This is a genomic window from Streptomyces sp. NBC_00344 (assembly GCF_036088315.1).
Lineage (GTDB): Bacteria > Actinomycetota > Actinomycetes > Streptomycetales > Streptomycetaceae > Streptomyces.
In genome coordinates this window covers 420,383-440,331 of the sequence record NZ_CP107996.1, presented here as the reverse complement: position 1 = coordinate 440,331, position 19,949 = coordinate 420,383, and the positions used below count along the sequence as shown (strand labels likewise).

The window sequence follows — 19,949 nt, the reverse complement described above, 5'->3', positions numbered from 1 at the left end:
CCGTGCCGTCAGGAGCGTGTTCGGTCTCCTCTTCCTCATCGTGCCGTTCGCCGTATCCGCCTGCTCATCCGAATACCGCGCCACCAGTCCGGAAGAGGTCCGCACGCTTGCGGGCAGCAGCGAGGCGGTACAGGCCCGCCAGCGGGAGGAAGCTCGTCTGCGGAGTGTGGTGCGGGCGTACGCTGACACCCCGCTCACCCTCGCCCTGGTCACGGTGCGGGACACCTGCGCGGGAGGATCGGCGAAGGAATGGTTCTTCCAGACGGGTGACGACACTTACAGGATCGACTGCTCCCTGGTTGTCACCGCCTACTACGGAGCCGACCCCGAGCGCATGGGAGACATCGTCGACGCCATCCTCACCGCAGGCGACCGCCCTGGCTCTCTCATCTCGTTCGGCCACGACCAGTACCGCAGGAACCTCGTGGACTACTACCGGGGACATGGACCCAACCCCCTGGGGCCCCATGCACAGGAGCCGGGCATTCTGTCCGACCTCTCTCAGTCGTTGACCTGGGATCCGGTGCACGACCACAACCCGCACCTCCTGACACAGGAGCCTGACCGGTGCATCCGGCACGATCCGCCCGTGACACGGTGTCTGCACGAGCCGGAGTCCCGAACGGTCGCAGCCATCCGCAAGCGCTACGGCTCGGTGTTCGGACTCGAGCTCGGTTCCGCCGACTACTACAAGGTATTCAAGAGCGGCCGGACGAGGGGATGAGTCTGCCACCGTGCAACGGCGCTGCCCGTCCCTGGCCACGCTGACCACGGAGAGACCCGTCGGACCATGACATCCGGGGCCTCCTTCCGCTGTCGGTCAGTGGCATGGCCTCTCTGCGGACGACGGTATGGCGTCGGGAACCATGCCGGGCAGCGTCAATATGGCTGTCGGCCACGTGTGCCCGGTCCCTCATCGTTCCTAGCGTGTGGGCCATGGAAAGTACCCAGAAAACCGGGAGTCGTCCCGCACCGGCCTTCGGACCTGGCGTTGCCGATGAGGCCGGCGGGCGGTTTCTCGAAGGCCGCAAAGCCCTGGTCACGGGCGCTGCCAGCGGTATCGGGCGGGCCTGCGCCCAGGTGTTCGCCACAGCCGGCGCCACCGTGTACGTGGTGGACAGGGCCGCTGAAGCGGCCAAGCGGGTAGCCGAGGAGATCGGCGGCAGCGCCCACGTCGTCGACCTCTCCGACCTCGACAGTGTGGACACCCTGCCCGCCGACGCGGACATCGTGATCAACAACGCCGGGCTTCAGCACATCGCGCCCATCCATGAATTCCCCCCGGCACGGTTCGCTCTCATCCAGCGCGTCATGGTGGAGGCACCGTTCCGGATCCTCCGCAGGACGCTGCCGCACATGTACGCGCAGGGATGGGGCCGGGTCATCAACATCTCCTCCGTCCACGGGCTGCGGGCCAGCGCCTACAAATCGGCTTACGTGACCGCCAAGCACGCCCTCGAGGGGCTCAGCAAGGCAGCCGCGCTGGAAGGCGCCGCGTACGGCGTGACCAGCAACTGTGTGAACCCCGGATATGTGCGCACACCTCTGGTCGAGGAGCAGATCGCCACTCAGGCACTCGCCCATGGCATCCCGCCGGCCGAGGTGGTCGACAAGGTGATGCTGGAGCGGACGGCGCTGAAGCGGCTCATCGAACCGGAAGAGGTCGCCCAGGCCGCGCTGTGGCTCTGCTCCGCCCACACCGGCTATCTCACCGGAGCATCGCTGCCGCTCGACGGCGGCTGGAGCGCCAGCTGACAACCCGTGCCCGGGACCCGGTACACCGTTCACCCCCGCACCCCACCGGCTCCCGATCACCGTGCCCCGCAAACCACCCACGTCCCCACCCCCTCAGAATGGTGATCTCATGGCCGGCGCCGCCGCGCACTCTCCCCGGAATCCAGTACGACCCACCGAACCAGCCGCGCTGCGCCGAGTGGTGGCAGCCAGCCTCGTCGGGACAACGGTCGAGTGGTACGACTACTTCCTGTACGGCTCAGCGGCGGCCCTCGTCTTCGGCCATGTCTTCTTCCCGGAGTCCGACCCGCTCACCGGCACTCTGCTGTCGTTCCTCACCTATGCCATCGGCTTCGCCGCACGACCGCTCGGAGCCATGGTCTTCGGCCACTTCGGTGACCGGATCGGCCGCAAGAAGCTGCTGGTGATCAGTCTGCTGATGATGGGTGGTGCCACCACTCTCATCGGCTGTGTCCCCGGCTACAACACGATCGGTGTGGCAGCACCGGTCCTGCTCACGGTGCTGCGCCTCATCCAGGGCTTTGCTCTCGGCGGTGAGTGGGGCGGCGCTGTGCTGCTGGTGTCCGAACACGGGGACGCCGAGCGACGCGGATTCTGGGCGTCCTGGCCGCAGGGCGGAGCCCCTGCCGGAAACCTGATCGCCGTGGGTGTCCTGTCACTGATGACCACCTTCCAGAGCGACGCCGACTTCGTCGCCTGGGGCTGGCGCGTCCCCTTCCTGCTCTCCGCCGTCCTGGTCGGTGTCGGTCTGTGGGTGCGTCTCTCCGTCGACGAGTCCCCGGTCTTCAAGGCGGCGCTGGCCAAGGCCGAGCAGCGCAAGGCCGATGAGGGCGCTGTCGAGCAGCCACCGGTACTGGCCGTGCTGCGCCACCACTGGCGCGACGTGCTGGTCGCCATGGGGGCGCGGATGGCCGAGAACATCTCGTACTACGTGATCACGACCTTCGTCCTCACCTACTGCGTGGAGCACCTCAAGATCGAGAAGCAGACGGCGCTGAACGCCGTGCTGATCGGCTCGGCCGTGCAGTTCTGTCTGATCCCGCTCTTCGGCGCTCTGTCCGACCGGGTCGGCCGCAAACCGGTCTATCTGGTGGGTGCGGTGGGTGTCGGCATATGGTCCTGGGCGTTCTTCGGCCTGCTGGACACCAAGTCCTTTCCGGCCCTGGTGCTGGCCGTCACGGTCGGCCTGGTCTTCCACAGCGCCATGTACGCCCCACAGGCGGCGTTCTTCTCCGAACTCTTCGCCACGCGCATGCGGTACTCCGGTGCCTCGATCGGAGCCCAGTTCGCCTCCGTGGCGGCCGGGGCACCCGCCCCGCTGATCGCGGTAGCACTGCTCCAGTCGTACGGTGACTCCACACCGATCTCGGTCTATGTCGGTCTGGCCGCGGTGATCACCGTGATCGCGCTGATCGCCGCCCGTGAGACCAGGGGCCGCGACCTCGCCCGGGTCACACCGGGCCAGGACGGCCCCGCGCCCGTGAAAGCCGGGGAGACAGCAGGAGACACGGCCGCGACATCCGCCTGAGCTCGCCGGGAGGGGGCCGCACCCCCGGCCCCCTCCCCAATTCCACATCCCTGCGGCACGATGGTCCACCTCATGTCCCAACAGAACCCGCCGGCCGCCCGCCCGCTCCGACGCCTCCTCGATCTCCTCGCCGACGACGCGCCGGCCGAGGACTTCGGTGCGGTCGCCGCTGAGGCCCGGGCAGCAGGTGTGCCGCCCCAGGAGCTGTCGGAAGTCGAGCAGGCGACGGCAACGGCGCTGCGAATCCGGCGCACCCTGCGCCAGCACCGGCGGCGCGAGATGGAGCTGAGCGCGCTGTTCGACACGGCCAGCGATCTGGCCGGACTGCGCGATCTGGATGCCGTGCTGAAGTCGATCGTCCGCCGGGCACGACAGCTGCTCGGCACCGACACCGCCTATCTCACCCTCCCCGACGAAGAGGCCGGGGACACGTACATGCGGGTGACCGACGGCTCCGTGTCACCGCTCTTCCAGAATCTGCGCCTGGAGCTGGGCGACGGCCTCGGCGGTCTGGTGGCCCAGACAGCCCGCCCGTACGCCACTCCCGACTACCGCACCGACCAGCGCTTCCACCACACCGGCAATATCGACGCCGGGGTGGTCGACGAGGGGCTCGTCGGGATCCTCGGAGTACCGCTGCTGCTCGGTTCGAGGGGCAGCCGGGGCGGCAAGGTCATCGGCGCGCTCTTCGCGGCCGACAGGTCACCGCGCCCCTTCACCCCCGACGAGGTCGCTCTGCTGTGCTCCCTCGCCGCTCATGCCGCGATCGCGATCGACACCGCGGGTGCCATCGCCGATTCCCGGGCTGCGCTGGCCGAGCTGGCGGACGCCAATGCCGTCATCAGGGAACACTCCGCGGCCATGCAGCGCGCGGAGGAGGCCCACGACCGGCTCACCGACCTCGTACTGCGCGGCGGGGACCTGACTGAAGTGGCCGCCGCCGTCGCGAGGCTACTGGACGGGGCCCTGAGCATTCACGACAGCCAGGGCCGCGTTCTCGCAGCGGTCGGACCCGACGGCAGGGCTCCCATGGGGGATGCCGACGATCCGGACCGGGTGGCCGCTGCCACCGGGGAATCCCTGGCAGCGGGCCGCGCCGTGTACCGGGGCGCCACCTGGACCTGCGCGGTACTCGCGGGCCCACGGCTGCTGGGCAGTCTGACGCTGTACCACCGGCCGCATCTCGACGACCCCGACCGGCGGTTGTTCGAACGCGCGGGGGTCATCACCGCACTGCTTCTGATGCTGCGTCACTCGGTGGCCGAGACGGAGAACCGGGTACGCGGCGAACTGATCGCCGACCTGCTGGCAGCTCCCGACCGGGACCCAGGCGCACTGGTCGGCAGGGGCCGCCGCCTCGGCATCGACCTGGAACAGCCGCACCTGCTGCTGGTGGCCGAGGCAGTGGGCTGCGGGCAGGAAAAACTGCCCGGTGCTGCCGTGCAGTATCTGTTCGGCAGCGACGGCATCAGTGCCGAACACGCCGGGACGGCTGTGCTGCTGGTCAGGGCAGCGGACGACGGTTCGCCCGGAGAGGCGGCCAGAACCGCGGCCGCCCAGCTGGCCCACCTCGCGGGCGCCCCGGTCACGGTCGCCGCCGCAGGCCCCGCCGCGGGCCCGCAGGCCGTCGCGGCCGCGTACGCCGAAGCCGCCCGCTGTCTGCGCGCCATGCGAGCCCTCGGCCGGGTGGGGGAGGGAGCCGGCGCGCTGGAGCTGGGCTTCGTCGGGGTGCTGCTCGGCGATGCACGTGACGTGACCGGCTTCGTCGAGGCCACCATCGGATCGCTGCTGGAGTACGACACCAGGCGGGGGACCGTCCTGGTCCGCACCCTGGAAGCCTACTTCGCCTGCGGCGGGAGTCTCACCCGGGCCAAGGACGTGCTGCACGTCCACGTCAACACCGTCGTGCAGCGACTGGACCGTATCCAGGCACTGCTCGGGCCCGACTGGAACTGCCCCGAAAGAGCACTGGAACTGCGTCTTGCGCTGCGGTTGCACCTGCTGGCCGGTGGTTAGGCAGTGTGTGAGAATTCCCGGCTCCCCGAGTACCGGGTTGAGAGAGGCTCCACGAGTTCCGCGGTGGCCACGGCCACGAGACGTGCTGGGACATCGTCGTTCAGCAACTGCCAGTAGACGATCCACACCAGCTCGTGTTCCTCGACCTGGACCACGGCCATGTGCATCGCGTCCACACCTGCAGTCGCCCATTGATACTCGCGGTCCAACTCTTCCTCGAGATGCGGACCGCAGCTTCTCATCACGTGTCCAGCATCGACTTCGGGCGCGGACTCGGCCAGCACCCTGTGGCGTCCTGTATACGGGTCTCGATTGGTTCTGATGGGTCGGGAGTTGAGCTCCGCCGGCAAAGGCCCTTCAAGGGAGTGGAGAGCGGCTCGCGGACGCTGAACAATCGCGGCAAGTGGTCGTAACCGGGGGCCCGTTGGCCGGGTGCACCCGACCGCAGCGCACCGGGGCGGACCTGAGCACGATGACATACGCGCGACCACATACGCACGATGACCCGTTCACGGTGAAGCGGACCGGGCCGACGCGCGCGGGGTGGCGGTGGCACGACGGCGGGCACGGGCGACGGCGATCCGTTCGGGGATCCGCACCACACCGCCGGGAAGCAGCCGGACGATCACGACGAAGACCACTCCCAGCAGGAACAGCGGCTGGGAGAGAGGCACCCGCAGCACGGCCGGAAGGTCCGCGACCGAGCCCGACCCCGCCAGATCGGTGAGCCGGTGGTCGGCCCAGGTGTAGAGCACACCGCCGACGAGCGGCCCCCAGCGGGAGCCCGATCCGCCCAGGACCACCATGACCAGCAGCGAGAGTGTGAAGTCCGATGTGGTGGTCTGCGGGGTGGCGCCTCCGGTGAGCAGCAGATGGACGATGCCGCCCAGCGAGGCCAGCGCCCCGGCCAGCACGAACGCCACCAGCTTGAACCCGTAGGGCCGGAGCCCGAGTACCTCCACCCGGCGTTCGTTCTCCTTGATGCCCTCCCACACCCGGCCGGCCGGTGAGCGGACCGCCCACTGGACGGCGGCCAGGGTGAACACCAGGTAGGCGAGGGCAACCCAGTAGAGGTTCACGGTGTGTTCGATACCGATCAGGCCCGCGGGCAGCCGGTCCGCGGGAGCCGCGCGGCCTTCCTCCCCGCCGGTGACGCCGCCGGGGTTGCGTTCGGCGAGAATGGATCCCGCCTGAGCGAACGCCAGCGTGACCATGGAGAAGCGGATCCCGCTCACTCGCAGACTCACCGAGCCCAGCAGGGCGGCCAGTACCACGCCGAAGAGCAGGCCGAGCAGCGCCGAGACCGCGAAGGGCAGACCGGCTTCCAGCATGAAGGTGTTCGTCGCGTAGGTGCCGCCTGCGAAGTACAGGGCGTGGCCGAAGGAAAGCAGTCCTGTGCGGCCGAGCAGCAGGTCGTAGCCGGTGGCCAATGCCCCGAACAACAGGCACAGCGACATGAGTTGAAGGTTGCCCGGGCTGCCTATGGGGCCGTCGAGCAATCCCGGCAACGGCAGCGCGCTGAAGGGTGCGGCAAGAAGTGCGGTCAGTGCGGCAGCGGGCCACCAGCGGGCGAGCCGGCGTGTCCCGGTGCCCCGGTTGTTGACGGGCATCGGAGCGGTCCCGGTCTTTTCGGCGGTCTGGGTGGCAGTCACGCGAGTCTCCCGGTGAGGCCGCGCGGGCGGGTGAGCAGCAGCGCGGCGAGCAGCACGACGACGGAGAGGTCGCCGAGCCCTGCGGTGGTGCAGTAGTTGGCGAACTGCTGGACGAGGCCGACGACGGCGGAAGCCAGGGCGCAGCCGGCAGTGGAACCCATCCCGCCCATCACCACGACCACGAAGGCGAAGATCAGCAGTGAGGTGCCCTGTCCCGGGTCCACGGACCCGAAGTACAGGCCGCTGAAGGCCCCCGCCAGGGCTGCTGCCGCGCCGCCGATGGCGAACACCAGCGTGAAAGCCTTCCGGACGTCCGTGCCGAGGGCTGTCACCATGGCCCTGTCCTCGACACCGGCGCGCACCACGAGACCGTGCCGGGTGCGTGTGAGGAACAGCTTGAGCACGATCAGAACCAGCAGCGCGGCCGCGATCAGTACCGGACGGTTGACCGGTATCCGGGCGCCGAACAGCCCGAAGGTGCCGGACAGCGCGCGGGGGCCGGGGAACGGGCGGGCGTCGGCCCCCCAGACGGCGGAGAGCAGCGCGGGAACGGCGAGGCCCACGCCCACTGTGGCCAGGACCTGATCGCGTGGACGGGTGTAGAGCGGCCGTATGACGGTGAGTTCGAGCAGCACTGCCGCGAGTGTGCCGGCGGCCGTGCCGAAGGCCACCGCGAGCACGAAACCTGCTCCACCCGTACCGGCACCCGGGAGGTGGCCGGCAGCGGCCCACCAGGTGGCGTACGCCCCGACGGACAGCAGCGCTCCGTGTGCGAAGTTCAGCACATCCATCAGGCCGAAGATCAGTGACAGACCGGAAGCGACCAGGAAGTAGAGGGCCCCCAGGCCCAGACCGGTGAAGACGAGCAGAACAACGGTGGACATCAGGTACCCGCTTCCACGGCCCGGGACGACTTGCGGTGATCCGCGGTGCTGCCGACCCCGAGCAGCCTGCGGGTGGCATCGGCATCGGAGAGCAGGTCTGCCGCCGGCCCGCGGTACGCGGTACGGCCGTCGGCGATCACGGCACAGTGCACGGCGAGGCGGCGAACCACCGCCAGGTTCTGCTCCACCAGAAGGACAGGCACTGCTTCCGCCGCGCGCTCCAGCACCTGTGCCACCTCGGTGACGACCCTGGGCGCGAGGCCCTTGGTCGGTTCGTCCGCGATGATGAGCCGATTGTCGTTCAGCAAGGTGCGGGCGATCGCCACCATCTGCTGCTGACCCCCGGAGAGGGTCCCCGCAGGCTGGCGCGTACGCTGCCGGAGCTCCGGAAAGAGTTCGTACACCAGCGCATACGCGGGTTCACCGGCGCCACGGCGCTCGGCGATGCGCAGGTTCTCCCCGACGGTCAGAGCGGCGAACACACCGCGGTCCTCCGGGGCGTAACCGATGCCGCGCCGGACCAGCGCATGGGTGGCCAGACCTGCGGTCCGCCTTCCGTCGATGAGCACATCGCCGCTGTGAGGAGCGAGTCCGATCACGGCGCGCACGGTGGTCGTCTTACCTGCTCCGTTGCGTCCCAGCAGGGCGGTGACCCCGCTGGGCGGTACATCGAGATCGACACCGTGCAGTATGTGCCGGCCGCCGATGACGACCCGCAGATCCCGCACGCTGAGCCGTGGTGCGTCGGACACCGTCACAACGCCTCCCCCAGGTAGGCCTCTTGGACAGTGGGGTCGTTCATCACGGTTTGCGGAGTACCGGCCGCCAGCAGGGTGCCGTGGTGCATCACCGCCAGCCGGTCGGCCAGGCCCAGCAGCGTGTCCATATGGTGTTCGATCATCAGCACGGTGCGGCCCTCGTCCTGATGCAGCGAGCGGATCAGTGCGGTCAGCGCGGGCACCTCCTCGGCGCTCACACCGGCCATTGGCTCGTCCAGCAGCATCAACCGTGGCTCGCCCGCGAGCAGTACGGCCAGTTCCAGCTTGCGTTTCTCACCGTGGGACAGGGCGCCCGCGACCGTGTCGGTGCGGTGGGTGAGACCCGTACGGTCCAGTACCTGCCCCACCTGGTCCGCGAAGCCGGCGGCGCGATGCCAGAGGCGGAGCGATCCGCCGGCCGCCGCCTGGGCGGCGAGCCGCACATGGCCGGCCACGGTCATCGCGGGCCACAGGCTCGATGTCTGGAAGGTGCGGCCCAGACCGGCCCGGGCACGCTCGTGCACCGGCTGGGCCGTGATATCCGTACCGCCGAGTTCGATGGTGCCTCCGGAGACCGGAGCGATCCCGCTGATCAGATTGAACAGGGATGTCTTTCCTGCGCCATTGGGTCCGATGAAGGCGATGAACTCGCCTTCGCGGACATTTAGGGAGACATCGTCGATGATCGTCGCACCGCCGACTCTCCAGTCGATGTCGCGAAGCCGCAGTACCGGGGTGGCGGGGCTCGCATCCGTCATCCCGGGCGCACGCAGTGGTGAAGTGGCGGGGGAGGTCACGGGATCAGTCCGCCAGCTTCTTCGCCGGGGGAGTGGTGGCCGACCTCGGCACCGTGGTCAGCAGCCGTGGTTCGACCGAGGCGCCGCTGCCGGTCAGCCCGGCCGTGAACATCGGCTGGAGCAGGGCATGGTCGGCGGCGCGGATCTGCTCACGGCCCTTGGGGCCCTCGAAGCTCCAGCCCTCCAGCGCAGTGGCCATCGCTGTGGTGTCCGTCGCGCTCCCGGAGTCGATGGCGTGCACGATCATCTGGGCGGCGGTGAAGCCGTCCGGGCTGAACAGGTCCGGTGTTCCTCCCGCTTCGGTGATGCCGTCGAGCATGGCAGTCTCCACCGTGTTCTTGCCCGCCCCCGGGAAGTAGTGGGCGAGGAAGGACACCTTCGAGCCCGCGGAGCCGAAGACGGGGTACGACGCGGTGCCCGCGAGCCCGGTGACCACCTTGCTGGAATCCAGAACGCCCTGCTGGTCGAGAGCCGTCCACAGCGCGGGGGCACTGGCTCCGGCCCAGGCGACATAGACCAGATCCGGCCTGCCGGATCTCACCTGCCTCGCGAAGGGTGTGAGATCGCCGGCACTCGGCGGAGCGAGCACGGAACCGACGTGGGCGCCCTGCTTGCCCAGAACCGTTTTGACGGCAGCCACGTTTGCCTGCCCGAACGCCGAGTTCTGGGCCAGTACCGTCACCTTCCTGCCCTTGGCGTCACCGAGCAGCGACCCGGCGGTCAGGATGTCCTGGTAGGACTGCCTGCCCGACCGGAAGGTGTACTTGTTGATGCCGGTGACCGCATCGGTGGCCGCGGGGCCGCTGATGTTCAGGACCTCGTTCTGCGCGGCCAGCGGCGCCATCTGCAGGGCCACTCCCGAGTCGGTGCTGCCGGCCAGGATCCTGCAGCCCTTGCCGATCAGGGTCTTCGCCTCCGAGACTGCCTTCGCCGGGTCGCCCGCGTCATCCTGTTCGGTGACCACGATCCGGTGACCGGCCGCCTTGCCGGTGTGGTGGGTCGCATGGTCGAGCCCCGCTCTGAAGCCTTCCTCGTACTGCTTGCCGTACGCCGCGAGCGGTCCGCTGCGGGAGTACACCAGACCCACCTTGACTGCGGAGGGGCCCGCACCGTGCGATGTACTGGACCCAGCGGTGCCTGCCGCGCTGCACCCGGCCAGCACAATGCCTGCGGCGAAGGCCGACAACGTGCGCGCATATCTGCTTCGGACGATGTCCGCGGGGCTGAGAGGCATGTGTGCGACTCCTGGAATGTTGCTGTCCGCCGTGATGGATGGCCCGAACGGTAGAAGCAGTGCCGGGAAGCGGACATGGTGACAGCCACCGCATCTTTACGAGGAGCCATGTGCGCCGGGCACATGGCGAGCGGTGTGTGCTGCGGCAAGGGTGTCCGGTGAATGGACAGCCGAGTGGGAGGCAGGAAAGTGAAGCGCGGCGAACTGAGTACCGGCGTACGACGCGGGGCCATCGACAAGGTGGTCGGCTCGGCCGCCGCGGCGGTGGCCGACATCCCGGACGGAGCCATGCTCGCGGTGGGAGGATTCGGTCTGTGCGGCATTCCGTCGGCACTGATCGGCGCACTGGCCGCGGCCGGAACCGCGCAGCTGAGCGTGGTGTCCAACAACTGCGGCGTCGACGACTGGGGCCTCGGGCTGCTGCTGAGCGCCGGCCGGATCCGCCGGATGACGTCCTCGTACGTCGGGGAGAACAAGGAGTTCGCCCGGCAGTACCTGTCCGGTGAACTCGAGGTGGAACTGACCCCGCAGGGCACCCTCGCCGAGCGGCTGCGTGCGGGCGGTGCCGGGATTCCGGCGTTCTTCACTCCGGCCGGGGTGGGCACCCTGGTCGAGGAAGGCGGTCTGCCCTGGCGGTACGAGGCCGATGGATCGGTCGCCGTGGCCTCTCCGGCGAAGGAGGTCCGGGACTTCGGGGAGCGCCGTTATCTCATGGAGGAGGCGATCGTGGCGGACTTCGGGCTGGTTCGCGCGGCCGTCGCGGACCGGCACGGCAACTGTGTCTTCCACGCCGCGGCCCGCAACTTCAATCCGCTCTGTGCCATGGCCGGCCGCGTCACCGTGGTGGAGGCCGAACGCATCGTCGACGCCGGTGAACTCCCTCCGGACTCCGTGCACTTGCCCGGTGTCTACGTGGACAGGGTCGTCGCGGCCGGCCCGCTGTCCGAAAAGCGCATCGAGCGCCGCACCGTCCGTCCCGCCTCGTCCGAGGAGAACTGAACATGCCGTTCGACCGAAACCAGCTCGCTGCCCGCGCCGCCCGGGAGCTGCGCGACGGCGAGTACGTCAATCTCGGCATCGGACTGCCCACGCTCATCCCCGGCCATCTTCCCGCAGGTATCCAGGTGGTGCTGCACTCCGAGAACGGCATCCTGGGTGTCGGCCCCTACCCTCGTGCCGGCGAGGAACATGCCGATGTGATCAATGCCGGGAAGGAGACCGTGACCGTCAACCCAGGTGCCGCGTACTTCGATTCGGCGTTCTCCTTCGGCATGGTCCGGGCCGGCCGCATCGATGTGTCCGTGCTGGGCGGTATGCAGGTGTCGGCCCGCGGAGATCTGGCGAACTGGACGGTCCCGGGGAAGATGGTCAAAGGCATGGGCGGGGCCATGGACCTGGTGCATGGCGCGGGCCGGCTGATCGTCGTGATGGAGCACACGGCCCGGGACGGCTCCCCGAAGATCGTCGAGGAGCTCACCCTGCCTGCCACCGGCAGGCGCGTGGTGGACCGGATAGTCACCGACCTCGCGCTCATCGACGTCACCCCGGAAGGACTTCGCCTGGTCGGGACCGCCCCAGGGGTGAGCCCGGCCGACGTCAGGGTGAGGACCGGCGCGGAGCTGCTGACCGGGGAGCTGTCATGGGCCGACAACTGAGGCACGGACACCGGCCGCAGCTGCATCGGCCCTCTTCTCGTACGGCTACGGCCGGGTGGCGTGTAGCGCTTCATGATCCACCTGGTCCCCGTTTCCCCTCCCGCGCTGTCTCGTCGAATCTGTGACAGCTGCTGGGGGGGGCAGCTGCCGGGGTGGAGAACCAGGCAGGTGGTGGTGGCGTGTGCGACCAGTCTTCCGCGCTCGTCGAGGACTTTGCCTTCGGCTGCGGCGGGTGCGGCGGCCGCCGTGGATGACGGCGCCCTCGGCGGTGAGCGTGCGTCCGTCGGTCCCTGCGGCCCGGATGTGGTTCACCAACCACCGGTGCAGCCGGGTCGTCCTGCGTACGGCGGTGTCAGCCGAGGGGGTTGGCGGTGTCGCGCAGGGTGGCAAGGGCAGGCGCGTACATGCGGGCCTTGATGGTGCCGAGGGTGTCTCCGGCCTTGTTCACCTGGGCCTGGGCGAGTTCGACGGCGGCGGTGCGGACGGCGTCTTCGGCGACCGCCTGGTCGACGATGCCGGCCGCTTCGGCGTCGGTGCCGCCGTAGCGGTGGGCGGTGAGCATGGCCCGGTGCGCGGTCTGCGGGGCCAGCCGGGCCTGGATGAGGGCGGACATCCCGGGAGTGAAGGGGATGTTGATGTCCGCCTCGGGCAGGCACCAGTAGCCGCGGTCGGAGCGCATGACGCGGAAGTCGTGGGCGAGGGAGAACATCGCGCCAGCGGCGAAGGTGTGCCCCTGCAGGGCGGCCACGGTGATCACCGGCAGCGAGAGTATCCGCGCGAACAGTGCGTGGACCGAGACGACGTAGTCCTGGTGCTGGTCGGCATGGGCGAACAGCCAGTCCAGGTCCAGGCCGTTGGAGTAGAACTTCCCCGTCGCGGTGGTCACCAGGGCCCGGGGCCCTTCGGCCTTCTCCACCTCGTCCAGCGCCGCGCCGACGGCGGTGAGCCAGTCGGGGTGGAAACGGTTTTCCCCGTCTCCGAGGTCGATAACGAAGACGTTGTCCTGACGGTCGAGCGTGGGCATATCGGCTCCCTCAATGATGGGCTGGGTGGGGGGTGGTGGGATGGTCAGAGCCTTGGTTCAGGACCGACTGGGGCAGGTCCCGCAGCGCATGGAGCAGCAAGTCGTGGATCTCGGCGGCGGCTGCATCCAGTGGAGCGGTGCTCTGCTCCGCACGGCACATGATCACTGCGCCTTCGACGGCGGCGATGACGAACGCGGCCAGCCTCTTGCCCCGCTGCTCAGGCAGACCGTGCCGGACGAAAAGGCCCGCGAGCGCCTCCTGCCAGCGGGCGAAGACGGTGGCGGCGGAGCGGACCAGCTGCGGGGCGTCGTCGTTGGTCTCCACGGCCACCGCCACGATCGGGCAGCCGGACCGGAAGCCGCTCTCTACGAGCCGCTCGCGCCACAGCGCGAAGAACGCGTCGACAGCCTGCACCGGGCCGTCGGCCTGCATGGCCGCGTCGATCAGGCCGGCGATGAAGTCACCGGCGAGCGCCACCGCTTCGTCGATCAGCTGTGCCCGCCCGCCGGGAAAGTGGTGGTACACCGAGCCGCGGGGCGCACCGCTGTGCTCCAGCACACGGTCGATACTGGTGGCGCCGGCCCCGTACTCGCGCAACAGTGCGGCGGCACTGAGGATCATCCGCTCGCGGCTGTCGCTCTTGCGGGGGCTCACGTGTGCGCCGTCCCTGGGAGGGCCTGTACGAGGCGAGTGTGGACGGGCATACCGGTGGCCTTCCTGGCACGGTCGGGTGAAGCTCACCCACGTGAACTACCTGTCGGTAACTTATGAGATATGGCATAGAACATGCAAGGGCCGATCCCTCACTGCCTGGGCCTCTCGACACTGCTCCACGGCACCTGGCCGTAGCTGTACGAGACCAGGGCCGCATCGCTCGCCCCGGCAGTCCGTGGCTCAGGTGAGCCACGGGCGGCCGGCGGCCGCACCTCCCGTACGGGTCACTTCACCGCGCCTGCCGGTTCCTCCGGTGGTTGGCTGGGAGACGTTCCTCCCGCCTGCGGCCCGACCCGTGGTTCCCGATCGCAGCCCGGGCCGCCCGCCCGGGCACACCCGCTCCGGAAAGCTCAGCGTGAACATGGATCTGATCAGGCCCGGTGGGCGAAGCGATGCCTGACGACCGTGACACTGTCCGGGTGCTGCCGGCCGGCCACGGCCGCCCGTTCGCCGCGGGGGCGGACATCCGGCTCCGTGGTACGCCTCAGCCGCTCTGCCGGCTTCTGGTGCCGGCCTGCCTGCTGAGGGCCCGGAACCACCGCGGCACCGGTACGCGCTGCCCTCGACGGCAAGGTGGCCGACGCCTGTGTCGCACGTGCCGCAGGGCGCGGTTGAGCGCGGCTGCGGGTATGTTGCAACCGGGTCGCCCGCCGGTCCGCTGCCGCCGGTGGACGGTCGGAAACCGCCGCTCCCCGGCAGGCGCACCGATCCGCGCGCCCGGGAAGGGGTAGGCGGATGCCTGAAGTACCCGCACCTGTGGTCAAGCTCGTTCGCAGGACCGCCGAGCCGGTAGCGGCGCAGACACTGCGTTCCACCACGGCTGCTGTCATCTCCTTCGTGATCGCACTGCTGATCCTGCCGCAACATCCTGCCCCGCTCACCGCGCCGCTGACCGCTCTGCTGGTCGTCCAGGTGACGCTCTATGCCACGCTCACCACCGGCATGCGGCGGGTGAACGCCGTCATCGTGGGAGTGCTCATCGCCAGTGCGTTCAGCTCCCTGGTGGGACTGACCTGGTGGAGCCTCGGTCTGACGATCTTCACGGCGCTGATCGTGGGACGCCTGGTACGGGTGAACGAGTTCGTGCCCGAGGTCGCGATCAGCGCCATGCTCGTCCTGGGGGTCTCCCAGGTCGCGTCGATGGCGTGGAACCGGGTCCTGGAAACCCTGATCGGCGCCGGTGTGGGCCTGTTGTTCAATCTGTTCTTCGCGCCACCCGTGTGGGTCCAGCCGGCCGGGGCATCGATCGAGGGGCTGGCCCGCGACATGGGCCGGATGTTCCGCGAGATGGGGGAGGACGTCGGCAGCCGCATCTCGGTCGCGCATGCCGCCGCTCGGTTGCACGAGGCCCGGCGGCTCGACCACGACATCGCCGATGTGGACGCCTCGCTGCGCCAGGCGGAGGAGAGCCTGCGGCTCAACCCCCGTGTCAGGCAGGGGCTGCTGTCACGGGTCGTTCTGCGCACGGGCCTGGACACCCTGGAGATCTGCGCCGTGGTGCTGCGGGTGGTCACCCGTACGATGACCGACCTGTCGAAGGCGCGGACCGGGGAGCCGCTCTTCCCGGCGGAGGTGGCGGCGGAGATCAAGGAACTGCTGGGGCAGCTCGCCGACGCCATCGAGAGTTTCGCGGTGCTGATCACCACGCCGGTCGCTGCCAGTGCCGAGGAGGCAGAGGCCCGGCTGACAGAGGCCCTGGCCGATGGGCACGCAACGCGCGACCGGGTGGCGCATCTGCTGTTGCAGAACGTGCACAAGTACCCCGACCAGTGGCAACTGCACGGCGCCCTGCTGACAGAGGCCGAGCGCATTCTGGACGAACTCGACGTGGACAAGCGCACCGAGCGCCTCACCGAGGAACTCACCGTCCGGTCCGTGGCACTGGGCGAACGGCATCCGCAACTGGCCGCCCTGGCACGCCGGCTGCGTGGCACCACGGATGCCGTCAGGTCACGGGTCGAGCTCTGAACGCAGGCCTGCTGGGCCCGGGCACCGCCCGCCCGGTGGACCTGTACGAACGGGCCGCCGAGGGTGAGTGTTGCCTCGTTGCCCGGCGGTGCGGTGTGCGAGTGGTGTGGCCCCGTACCCGTGGAGACCGTGGCCAGGACGGCCGGAGGCCGTTCCCACCGCGCCCGCGCCCGTTATGTCCGGGCACGGTGGGACGTTGAGCGAAGCCGTGTGCCATCCCGGCCCGCCCGACCGACCGGCCGAAAGAAGTGTGTGTTGCCGTGGCCCGCCGGATCAGGCGGTGGCAGGGGCGGACGCGGCGGCGCTGTCCGAAGTGTTCGACTTGGTGGCGCTGGTAGCGGAGTAGAAAACGGAGTTCTGCTGCTTTGAACGGAGTGCCTGTCCCTTGGCGACCAGCGCTTCGAGAGTGTTGCGCACTACCGTGGCACCCACCTTCCGCTGCGGGTGTGCCTGGGTCAGGGCGGTCGTGACCTCGGAGGCGGAGCGGGGCTCCTTCTGCTGGGCCAGCTGATCGCTGACGAGATCGCGCAGGGTCGGGGCGCCGTTCCGGGAGGCGTGGGTGGTGCTGCTCTTCGACGATGTCTTCGCCGATGTCTTGGCGGGTGCCTTCTCCGATGTCTTCTCGGATGCCTTGCGCGACGACTTCTGCGATGTTCCGGCCGCAGCGGCCGTGCGTGCCGGCTTCTTGACGTTCCGGGGGCGCGGCACCGATGGAGCGGCCGCGCCCGCGGTGCGAGCTGCTCCGCTCGAGGAAGAACCCGTACCCGCCTCGGAAGTCGCCAGTGCCTGCTGCATGTTGGTCAGGAGTGCGTGGTCGAGTTCGAGAGCGGTCAACTGCTCCTTGAGAGCCGCTACTTCAGTGGTGATGCGCTCCTGCTCCTGGCTGTTGGATTCCAGGTCCGCGGTCACCTGCGCGTGGTACTGCGACTTCAGCGTGTGGTCGGGAGAGTTGACTGACATGGGTTCACCCTTCGTCTGTGGGATTCGGCGCCGTACGGCCGATCGGAACGGCCGCCGTCTCCGCCTTCAACGGTGTTCACCGTGACGTGTGAAGCTGATTTCAGGACAGTCTACGGCTGCCGTGCCAGGACATGTTGAGGTGGCAGTCGGCCAACACGTCTCCTGGGTGTGGGCATCGGCGCAAAAAGCACCGTTGTTCGCGCCCCCGAGGGCTTCTGGGATGCGGGCCGTGCGGTTGCTCACACGGTGTACCGGCGCTGGGGCAGCGACAACATGGTGTGGTCCGCCGTTCATCCGTACGTGGGTACGGAGCAGACGCTCCGCCGGCCTCATCCACTGTCCACGGGGCGGGATCGAACCCTCTGATACGCCGCAGAGCCGTCCGCAGTGAGGGATCTCCGACCGTGCTCGTCCGCATACCCACGTACGCGAAGTCAGCGGTGGTTGCCGATACCCGTGCGGAGACAGAGGCGTTGATTCATTCGCCATCGCGTGATGGTGCGAGACGGGGACAGCGGGCGGGGGCAGCCGTTCGGGTGAGGTGTTACCCAGGTGCGCCCGGTGAGTGACACGCGAGGCAGCCGGGGGCAGATAGGGGAACATGAGCGATGAGCAGTCGGCACACGACAGCCCCGATCGGGCCCACCTCCGCCCCGCCGGTGTGAGCGACGCGACCGTCGAAGCACTGGGAACACTGTCGGAGGCCCTGGAGACCGTCGAGCGGGCCCGGGGCCATCTCTACGCCTTCCATCAGCTGACCGGCGGCGCCGATCTCACCCTGGGCAGAGCCGTGGAGCAGCTGCGGGCCGCCGGTCACCGTGAACAGGCCGACCTGGTGGAACACGAGATGGTGGGCCGTAACGTCATCCCCGGCCGGTGGACCTTCCAGATCATGGAGGAGTACAACGCGACCTACTACCGGCCTTTCGCGGCTACGGAGGAACGCGTCAGAACGGACCTCGCCGACGGCCGGGAGCATCTCCATGAGGCGGAGATGAAGGAGGCCCGGCGCACCCGTCACCACCCGGATCACACGGCGAGGCCGCAGTAACCCCACCGCGGCGGGGCCGGGCGAAGCCGCCCGCGTGTTCATCCGTCGGCGCCGTGAACTGCTCGAAAGGCCGTCCTGCCCCGTGTGGCGTATACCGGAAGAGGGGCAGTGGCATGCACGCGCGCGGATCCGTTGGCGCTTGGAGGCAACATGCGAGCTTTGACCTGGCAGGGAAGGCGCGATGTCCGGGTGGAAACGGTGCCCGACCCCCGGATCGTCGATCCGGACGACGTCATCGTCCGGATCACCTCGTCGGGCATCTGCGGATCGGATCTGCATCTGTACGAGGTGTTGGGCCCCTACATGAGCCCCGGCGACATTCTGGGTCACGAACCGATGGGCGTGGTCGAGGAGGCCGGCCCCGGAGTCACCGCACTGTCCGTGGGGGACCGGGTGGTCGTACCCTTCAACATGTCCTGCGGCACGTGCTGGATGTGCAACCAGGGCCTCCACTCGCAGTGCGAGACCACCCAAGTACGCGAGCACGGCACCGGCGCTTCGCTGTTCGGTTTCTCCAAACTCTACGGACAGGTGCCCGGTGGGCAGGCGGAGTTCCTGCGCGTGCCCTTCGGCAACACACTGCCGGTCAAGGTGGAGCACGGCCCTCCCGACGACCGCTTCGTCTATCTTTCCGATGTACTTCCCACCGCCTGGCAGGCCGTCGCCTACGCCGATGTTCCACAAGGTGGCAGCGTCACCGTGCTCGGTCTCGGACCGATCGGTGAGATGGCGGCACGCATCGCCCTGCACCAGGGTGCGGAACTGGTCATCGGGGTGGACTCGGTCCCCGCGCGCATGGCCAGGGCCCGAGCACGGGGTGTGCACACCGTGGACTTCACGGAGCACGGCAAGAACGTGGGTGACGAAGTCCGCCGGCTCACCGGTGGGCGCGGTACCGATGCCGTCATCGAAGCCGTCGGCATGGAGGCCCATGGCGGCGTGACGGCACGGGGCGCGCAGCGGGTTGCCGGAATGCTTCCGGACACACTTGGCCAGAAGGTCATGGAACGAGTCGGCCTCGACAGTATGGCGGCCTTCAACACGGCCATCGACGCGGTGCGCCGGGGCGGAACGATCTCCGTGGTCGGGGTCTACGGCGGAGCAGTGGACCCGGTGCCGATGCTGACCTTGTTCGACAAGCAGATCCAGTTGCGTATGGGCCAGGCCAATGTCCGGCACTGGGTCGACGACATTTTGCCGCTGCTCAATGAATCCGATCCCCTGGGAGTGGACGACTTCGCCACGCACAGGCTGTCGCTTGAGGACGGGCCGCAGGCGTACGCGACGTTCCAGGCCAAGGAGGACGGGATGGTCAAGACGCTGCTGGCGCCCTGACGGCCACCGCACCGACCAAGCATGAGACGGCCCGGAGCATCCGGACCGACCGCGCCCGCGCAGCTGGCCGGTTCGAACAACGGAGGACAGTATGGCCGTACGCCACCAGCTCGTCAGGCGGCCCCCCGACGCGGTATGGGCGGTTCTTGCCGACGGCTCGCGCTACGGTGACTGGGTGGTCGGCACTTCCATGTCGCGGCCCACCACTGATCGGTGGCCCGAGGTCGGCTCCACGATCGAGTACGCGGTGCGGTTGGGCCCATGGACCGCGGTGGGCCACACGATCGTCCGCCGGGCGGAGCCTCCACGCGAGCTCGAGCTCGAGGTGGACAGCGGACCGCTGGGGACTGCGAGGGTCGCTCTCGACGTCCGCCCGTGGGGCGACGACAGCCTTGTCATTGCCGATGAGCATCCCCTTCGCGGGCTGGGCGGCGCCCTGCACAATGCGGCGCTCGACTTCCTGGTCCAACTGCGGCACCGCAGCATGCTCAACAGACTGGCGCAGGTCGTGGAGCACACCGAACAGCCCGCGCCGCAGTGATCGAGCCGGCCGGCCTGAGCGGCGGCGTCATCTCCGCGCGGCGGTGCGGTCAACGGGGGCGCGACCGGCGTCCACC

The 19,949-nt window shown here is 69.1% G+C and carries 19 protein-coding genes; 10 read left to right on the top strand and 9 right to left on the bottom strand.

The annotated features are described in order from the left end of the window. Nucleotides 1-16: 16 nt before the first annotated feature. The 4 genes from OHS16_RS02135 (at nucleotide 17) to OHS16_RS02120 (ending at nucleotide 5,299) form a co-directional block, all read left to right on the top strand. Complete coding sequence (locus OHS16_RS02135) at nucleotides 17-724, top strand: hypothetical protein (protein ID WP_328535412.1); 708 nt, start codon at nucleotides 17-19, stop codon at nucleotides 722-724. A 212-nt stretch (nucleotides 725-936) separates the two neighbouring features. After that, entirely contained in the window at nucleotides 937-1,755 is an 819-nt protein-coding gene (locus OHS16_RS02130) for a 3-hydroxybutyrate dehydrogenase (RefSeq protein WP_328535411.1), read from the top strand. A 109-nt stretch (nucleotides 1,756-1,864) separates the two neighbouring features. Continuing rightward, nucleotides 1,865-3,283, top strand: a complete 1,419-nt coding sequence (locus OHS16_RS02125) for an MFS transporter (RefSeq protein ID WP_328535410.1) — start codon at nucleotides 1,865-1,867, stop codon at nucleotides 3,281-3,283. Nucleotides 3,284-3,355: 72 nt separating this feature from the next. Continuing rightward, entirely contained in the window at nucleotides 3,356-5,299 is a 1,944-nt protein-coding gene (locus OHS16_RS02120) for a helix-turn-helix domain-containing protein (RefSeq protein ID WP_328535409.1), read from the top strand. Here the strand turns inward: OHS16_RS02120 and OHS16_RS02115 are convergent. The 6 genes from OHS16_RS02115 to OHS16_RS02090 form a co-directional block, all read right to left on the bottom strand. Then, complete coding sequence (locus OHS16_RS02115; RefSeq protein ID WP_328535408.1) at nucleotides 5,296-5,544, bottom strand: hypothetical protein; 249 nt, start codon at nucleotides 5,542-5,544, stop codon at nucleotides 5,296-5,298. The two genes, OHS16_RS02120 and OHS16_RS02115, sit on opposite strands and share 4 nt — an antisense overlap. Nucleotides 5,545-5,808: 264 nt before the next feature. After that, on the bottom strand, nucleotides 5,809-6,909 hold the full coding sequence (locus tag OHS16_RS02110) for a branched-chain amino acid ABC transporter permease (RefSeq protein ID WP_328540685.1): 1,101 nt from the start codon (nucleotides 6,907-6,909) through the stop codon (nucleotides 5,809-5,811). Between the two features lie 38 nt (nucleotides 6,910-6,947). Next, the gene (locus OHS16_RS02105) at nucleotides 6,948-7,835 is read right to left on the bottom strand and encodes a branched-chain amino acid ABC transporter permease (RefSeq protein WP_328535407.1); all 888 of its coding nucleotides are present in this window, start codon (nucleotides 7,833-7,835) and stop codon (nucleotides 6,948-6,950) included. After that, nucleotides 7,835-8,587 (bottom strand): ABC transporter ATP-binding protein, encoded by a 753-nt coding sequence (locus OHS16_RS02100; RefSeq protein ID WP_328535406.1) that lies wholly within the window; start codon nucleotides 8,585-8,587, stop codon nucleotides 7,835-7,837. The genes OHS16_RS02105 and OHS16_RS02100 overlap by 1 nt, the downstream gene beginning before the upstream one ends. Before the next feature lie 2 nt (nucleotides 8,588-8,589). Further along, nucleotides 8,590-9,351, bottom strand: a complete 762-nt coding sequence (locus OHS16_RS02095) for an ABC transporter ATP-binding protein (protein WP_328540684.1) — start codon at nucleotides 9,349-9,351, stop codon at nucleotides 8,590-8,592. A gap of 43 nt (nucleotides 9,352-9,394) precedes the next feature. Then, complete coding sequence (locus OHS16_RS02090; RefSeq protein WP_328535405.1) at nucleotides 9,395-10,624, bottom strand: substrate-binding domain-containing protein; 1,230 nt, start codon at nucleotides 10,622-10,624, stop codon at nucleotides 9,395-9,397. 288 nt (nucleotides 10,625-10,912) lie between these two features. Between OHS16_RS02090 and OHS16_RS02085 the strand changes: the two genes are divergently transcribed. Both OHS16_RS02085 and OHS16_RS02080 read left to right on the top strand, forming a co-directional pair. Further along, nucleotides 10,913-11,623, top strand: coding sequence for a CoA transferase subunit A (locus tag OHS16_RS02085; protein ID WP_328540683.1), 711 nt, complete (start codon nucleotides 10,913-10,915; stop codon nucleotides 11,621-11,623). 2 nt (nucleotides 11,624-11,625) lie between these two features. Then, nucleotides 11,626-12,279: a 3-oxoacid CoA-transferase subunit B gene (locus tag OHS16_RS02080; protein WP_328535404.1), complete on the top strand. Its 654-nt coding sequence runs from the start codon at nucleotides 11,626-11,628 to the stop codon at nucleotides 12,277-12,279. A 352-nt stretch (nucleotides 12,280-12,631) separates the two neighbouring features. On the opposite strand, the gene OHS16_RS02075 is transcribed toward OHS16_RS02080, so the two are convergent. Both OHS16_RS02075 and OHS16_RS02070 read right to left on the bottom strand, forming a co-directional pair. Beyond that, nucleotides 12,632-13,303: an enoyl-CoA hydratase-related protein gene (locus tag OHS16_RS02075; protein WP_328535403.1), complete on the bottom strand. Its 672-nt coding sequence runs from the start codon at nucleotides 13,301-13,303 to the stop codon at nucleotides 12,632-12,634. 10 nt (nucleotides 13,304-13,313) lie between these two features. Then, nucleotides 13,314-13,958, bottom strand: a complete 645-nt coding sequence (locus OHS16_RS02070) for a TetR/AcrR family transcriptional regulator (RefSeq protein ID WP_328535402.1) — start codon at nucleotides 13,956-13,958, stop codon at nucleotides 13,314-13,316. Between the two features lie 795 nt (nucleotides 13,959-14,753). Here OHS16_RS02070 and OHS16_RS02060 point away from each other — a divergent pair. Continuing rightward, a complete protein-coding gene (locus tag OHS16_RS02060; protein ID WP_328535401.1) occupies nucleotides 14,754-15,986 on the top strand; it encodes an FUSC family protein in 1,233 nt (410 codons plus the stop codon). A 273-nt stretch (nucleotides 15,987-16,259) separates the two neighbouring features. Here the strand turns inward: OHS16_RS02060 and OHS16_RS02055 are convergent, their stop codons facing one another. Beyond that, the gene (locus tag OHS16_RS02055; RefSeq protein WP_328535400.1) at nucleotides 16,260-16,946 is read right to left on the bottom strand and encodes a hypothetical protein; all 687 of its coding nucleotides are present in this window, start codon (nucleotides 16,944-16,946) and stop codon (nucleotides 16,260-16,262) included. A gap of 601 nt (nucleotides 16,947-17,547) precedes the next feature. Between OHS16_RS02055 and OHS16_RS02050 the strand changes: the two genes are divergently transcribed. From OHS16_RS02050 to OHS16_RS02040, 3 genes are all read left to right on the top strand, one after another. Beyond that, on the top strand, nucleotides 17,548-17,997 hold the full coding sequence (locus OHS16_RS02050) for a hypothetical protein (RefSeq protein ID WP_328535399.1): 450 nt from the start codon (nucleotides 17,548-17,550) through the stop codon (nucleotides 17,995-17,997). A gap of 150 nt (nucleotides 17,998-18,147) precedes the next feature. Further along, a complete protein-coding gene (locus tag OHS16_RS02045) occupies nucleotides 18,148-19,332 on the top strand; it encodes an alcohol dehydrogenase catalytic domain-containing protein (protein ID WP_328535398.1) in 1,185 nt (394 codons plus the stop codon). Nucleotides 19,333-19,423: 91 nt separating this feature from the next. Then, complete coding sequence (locus OHS16_RS02040) at nucleotides 19,424-19,873, top strand: SRPBCC family protein (RefSeq protein ID WP_328535397.1); 450 nt, start codon at nucleotides 19,424-19,426, stop codon at nucleotides 19,871-19,873. Nucleotides 19,874-19,949 lie beyond the last annotated feature (76 nt).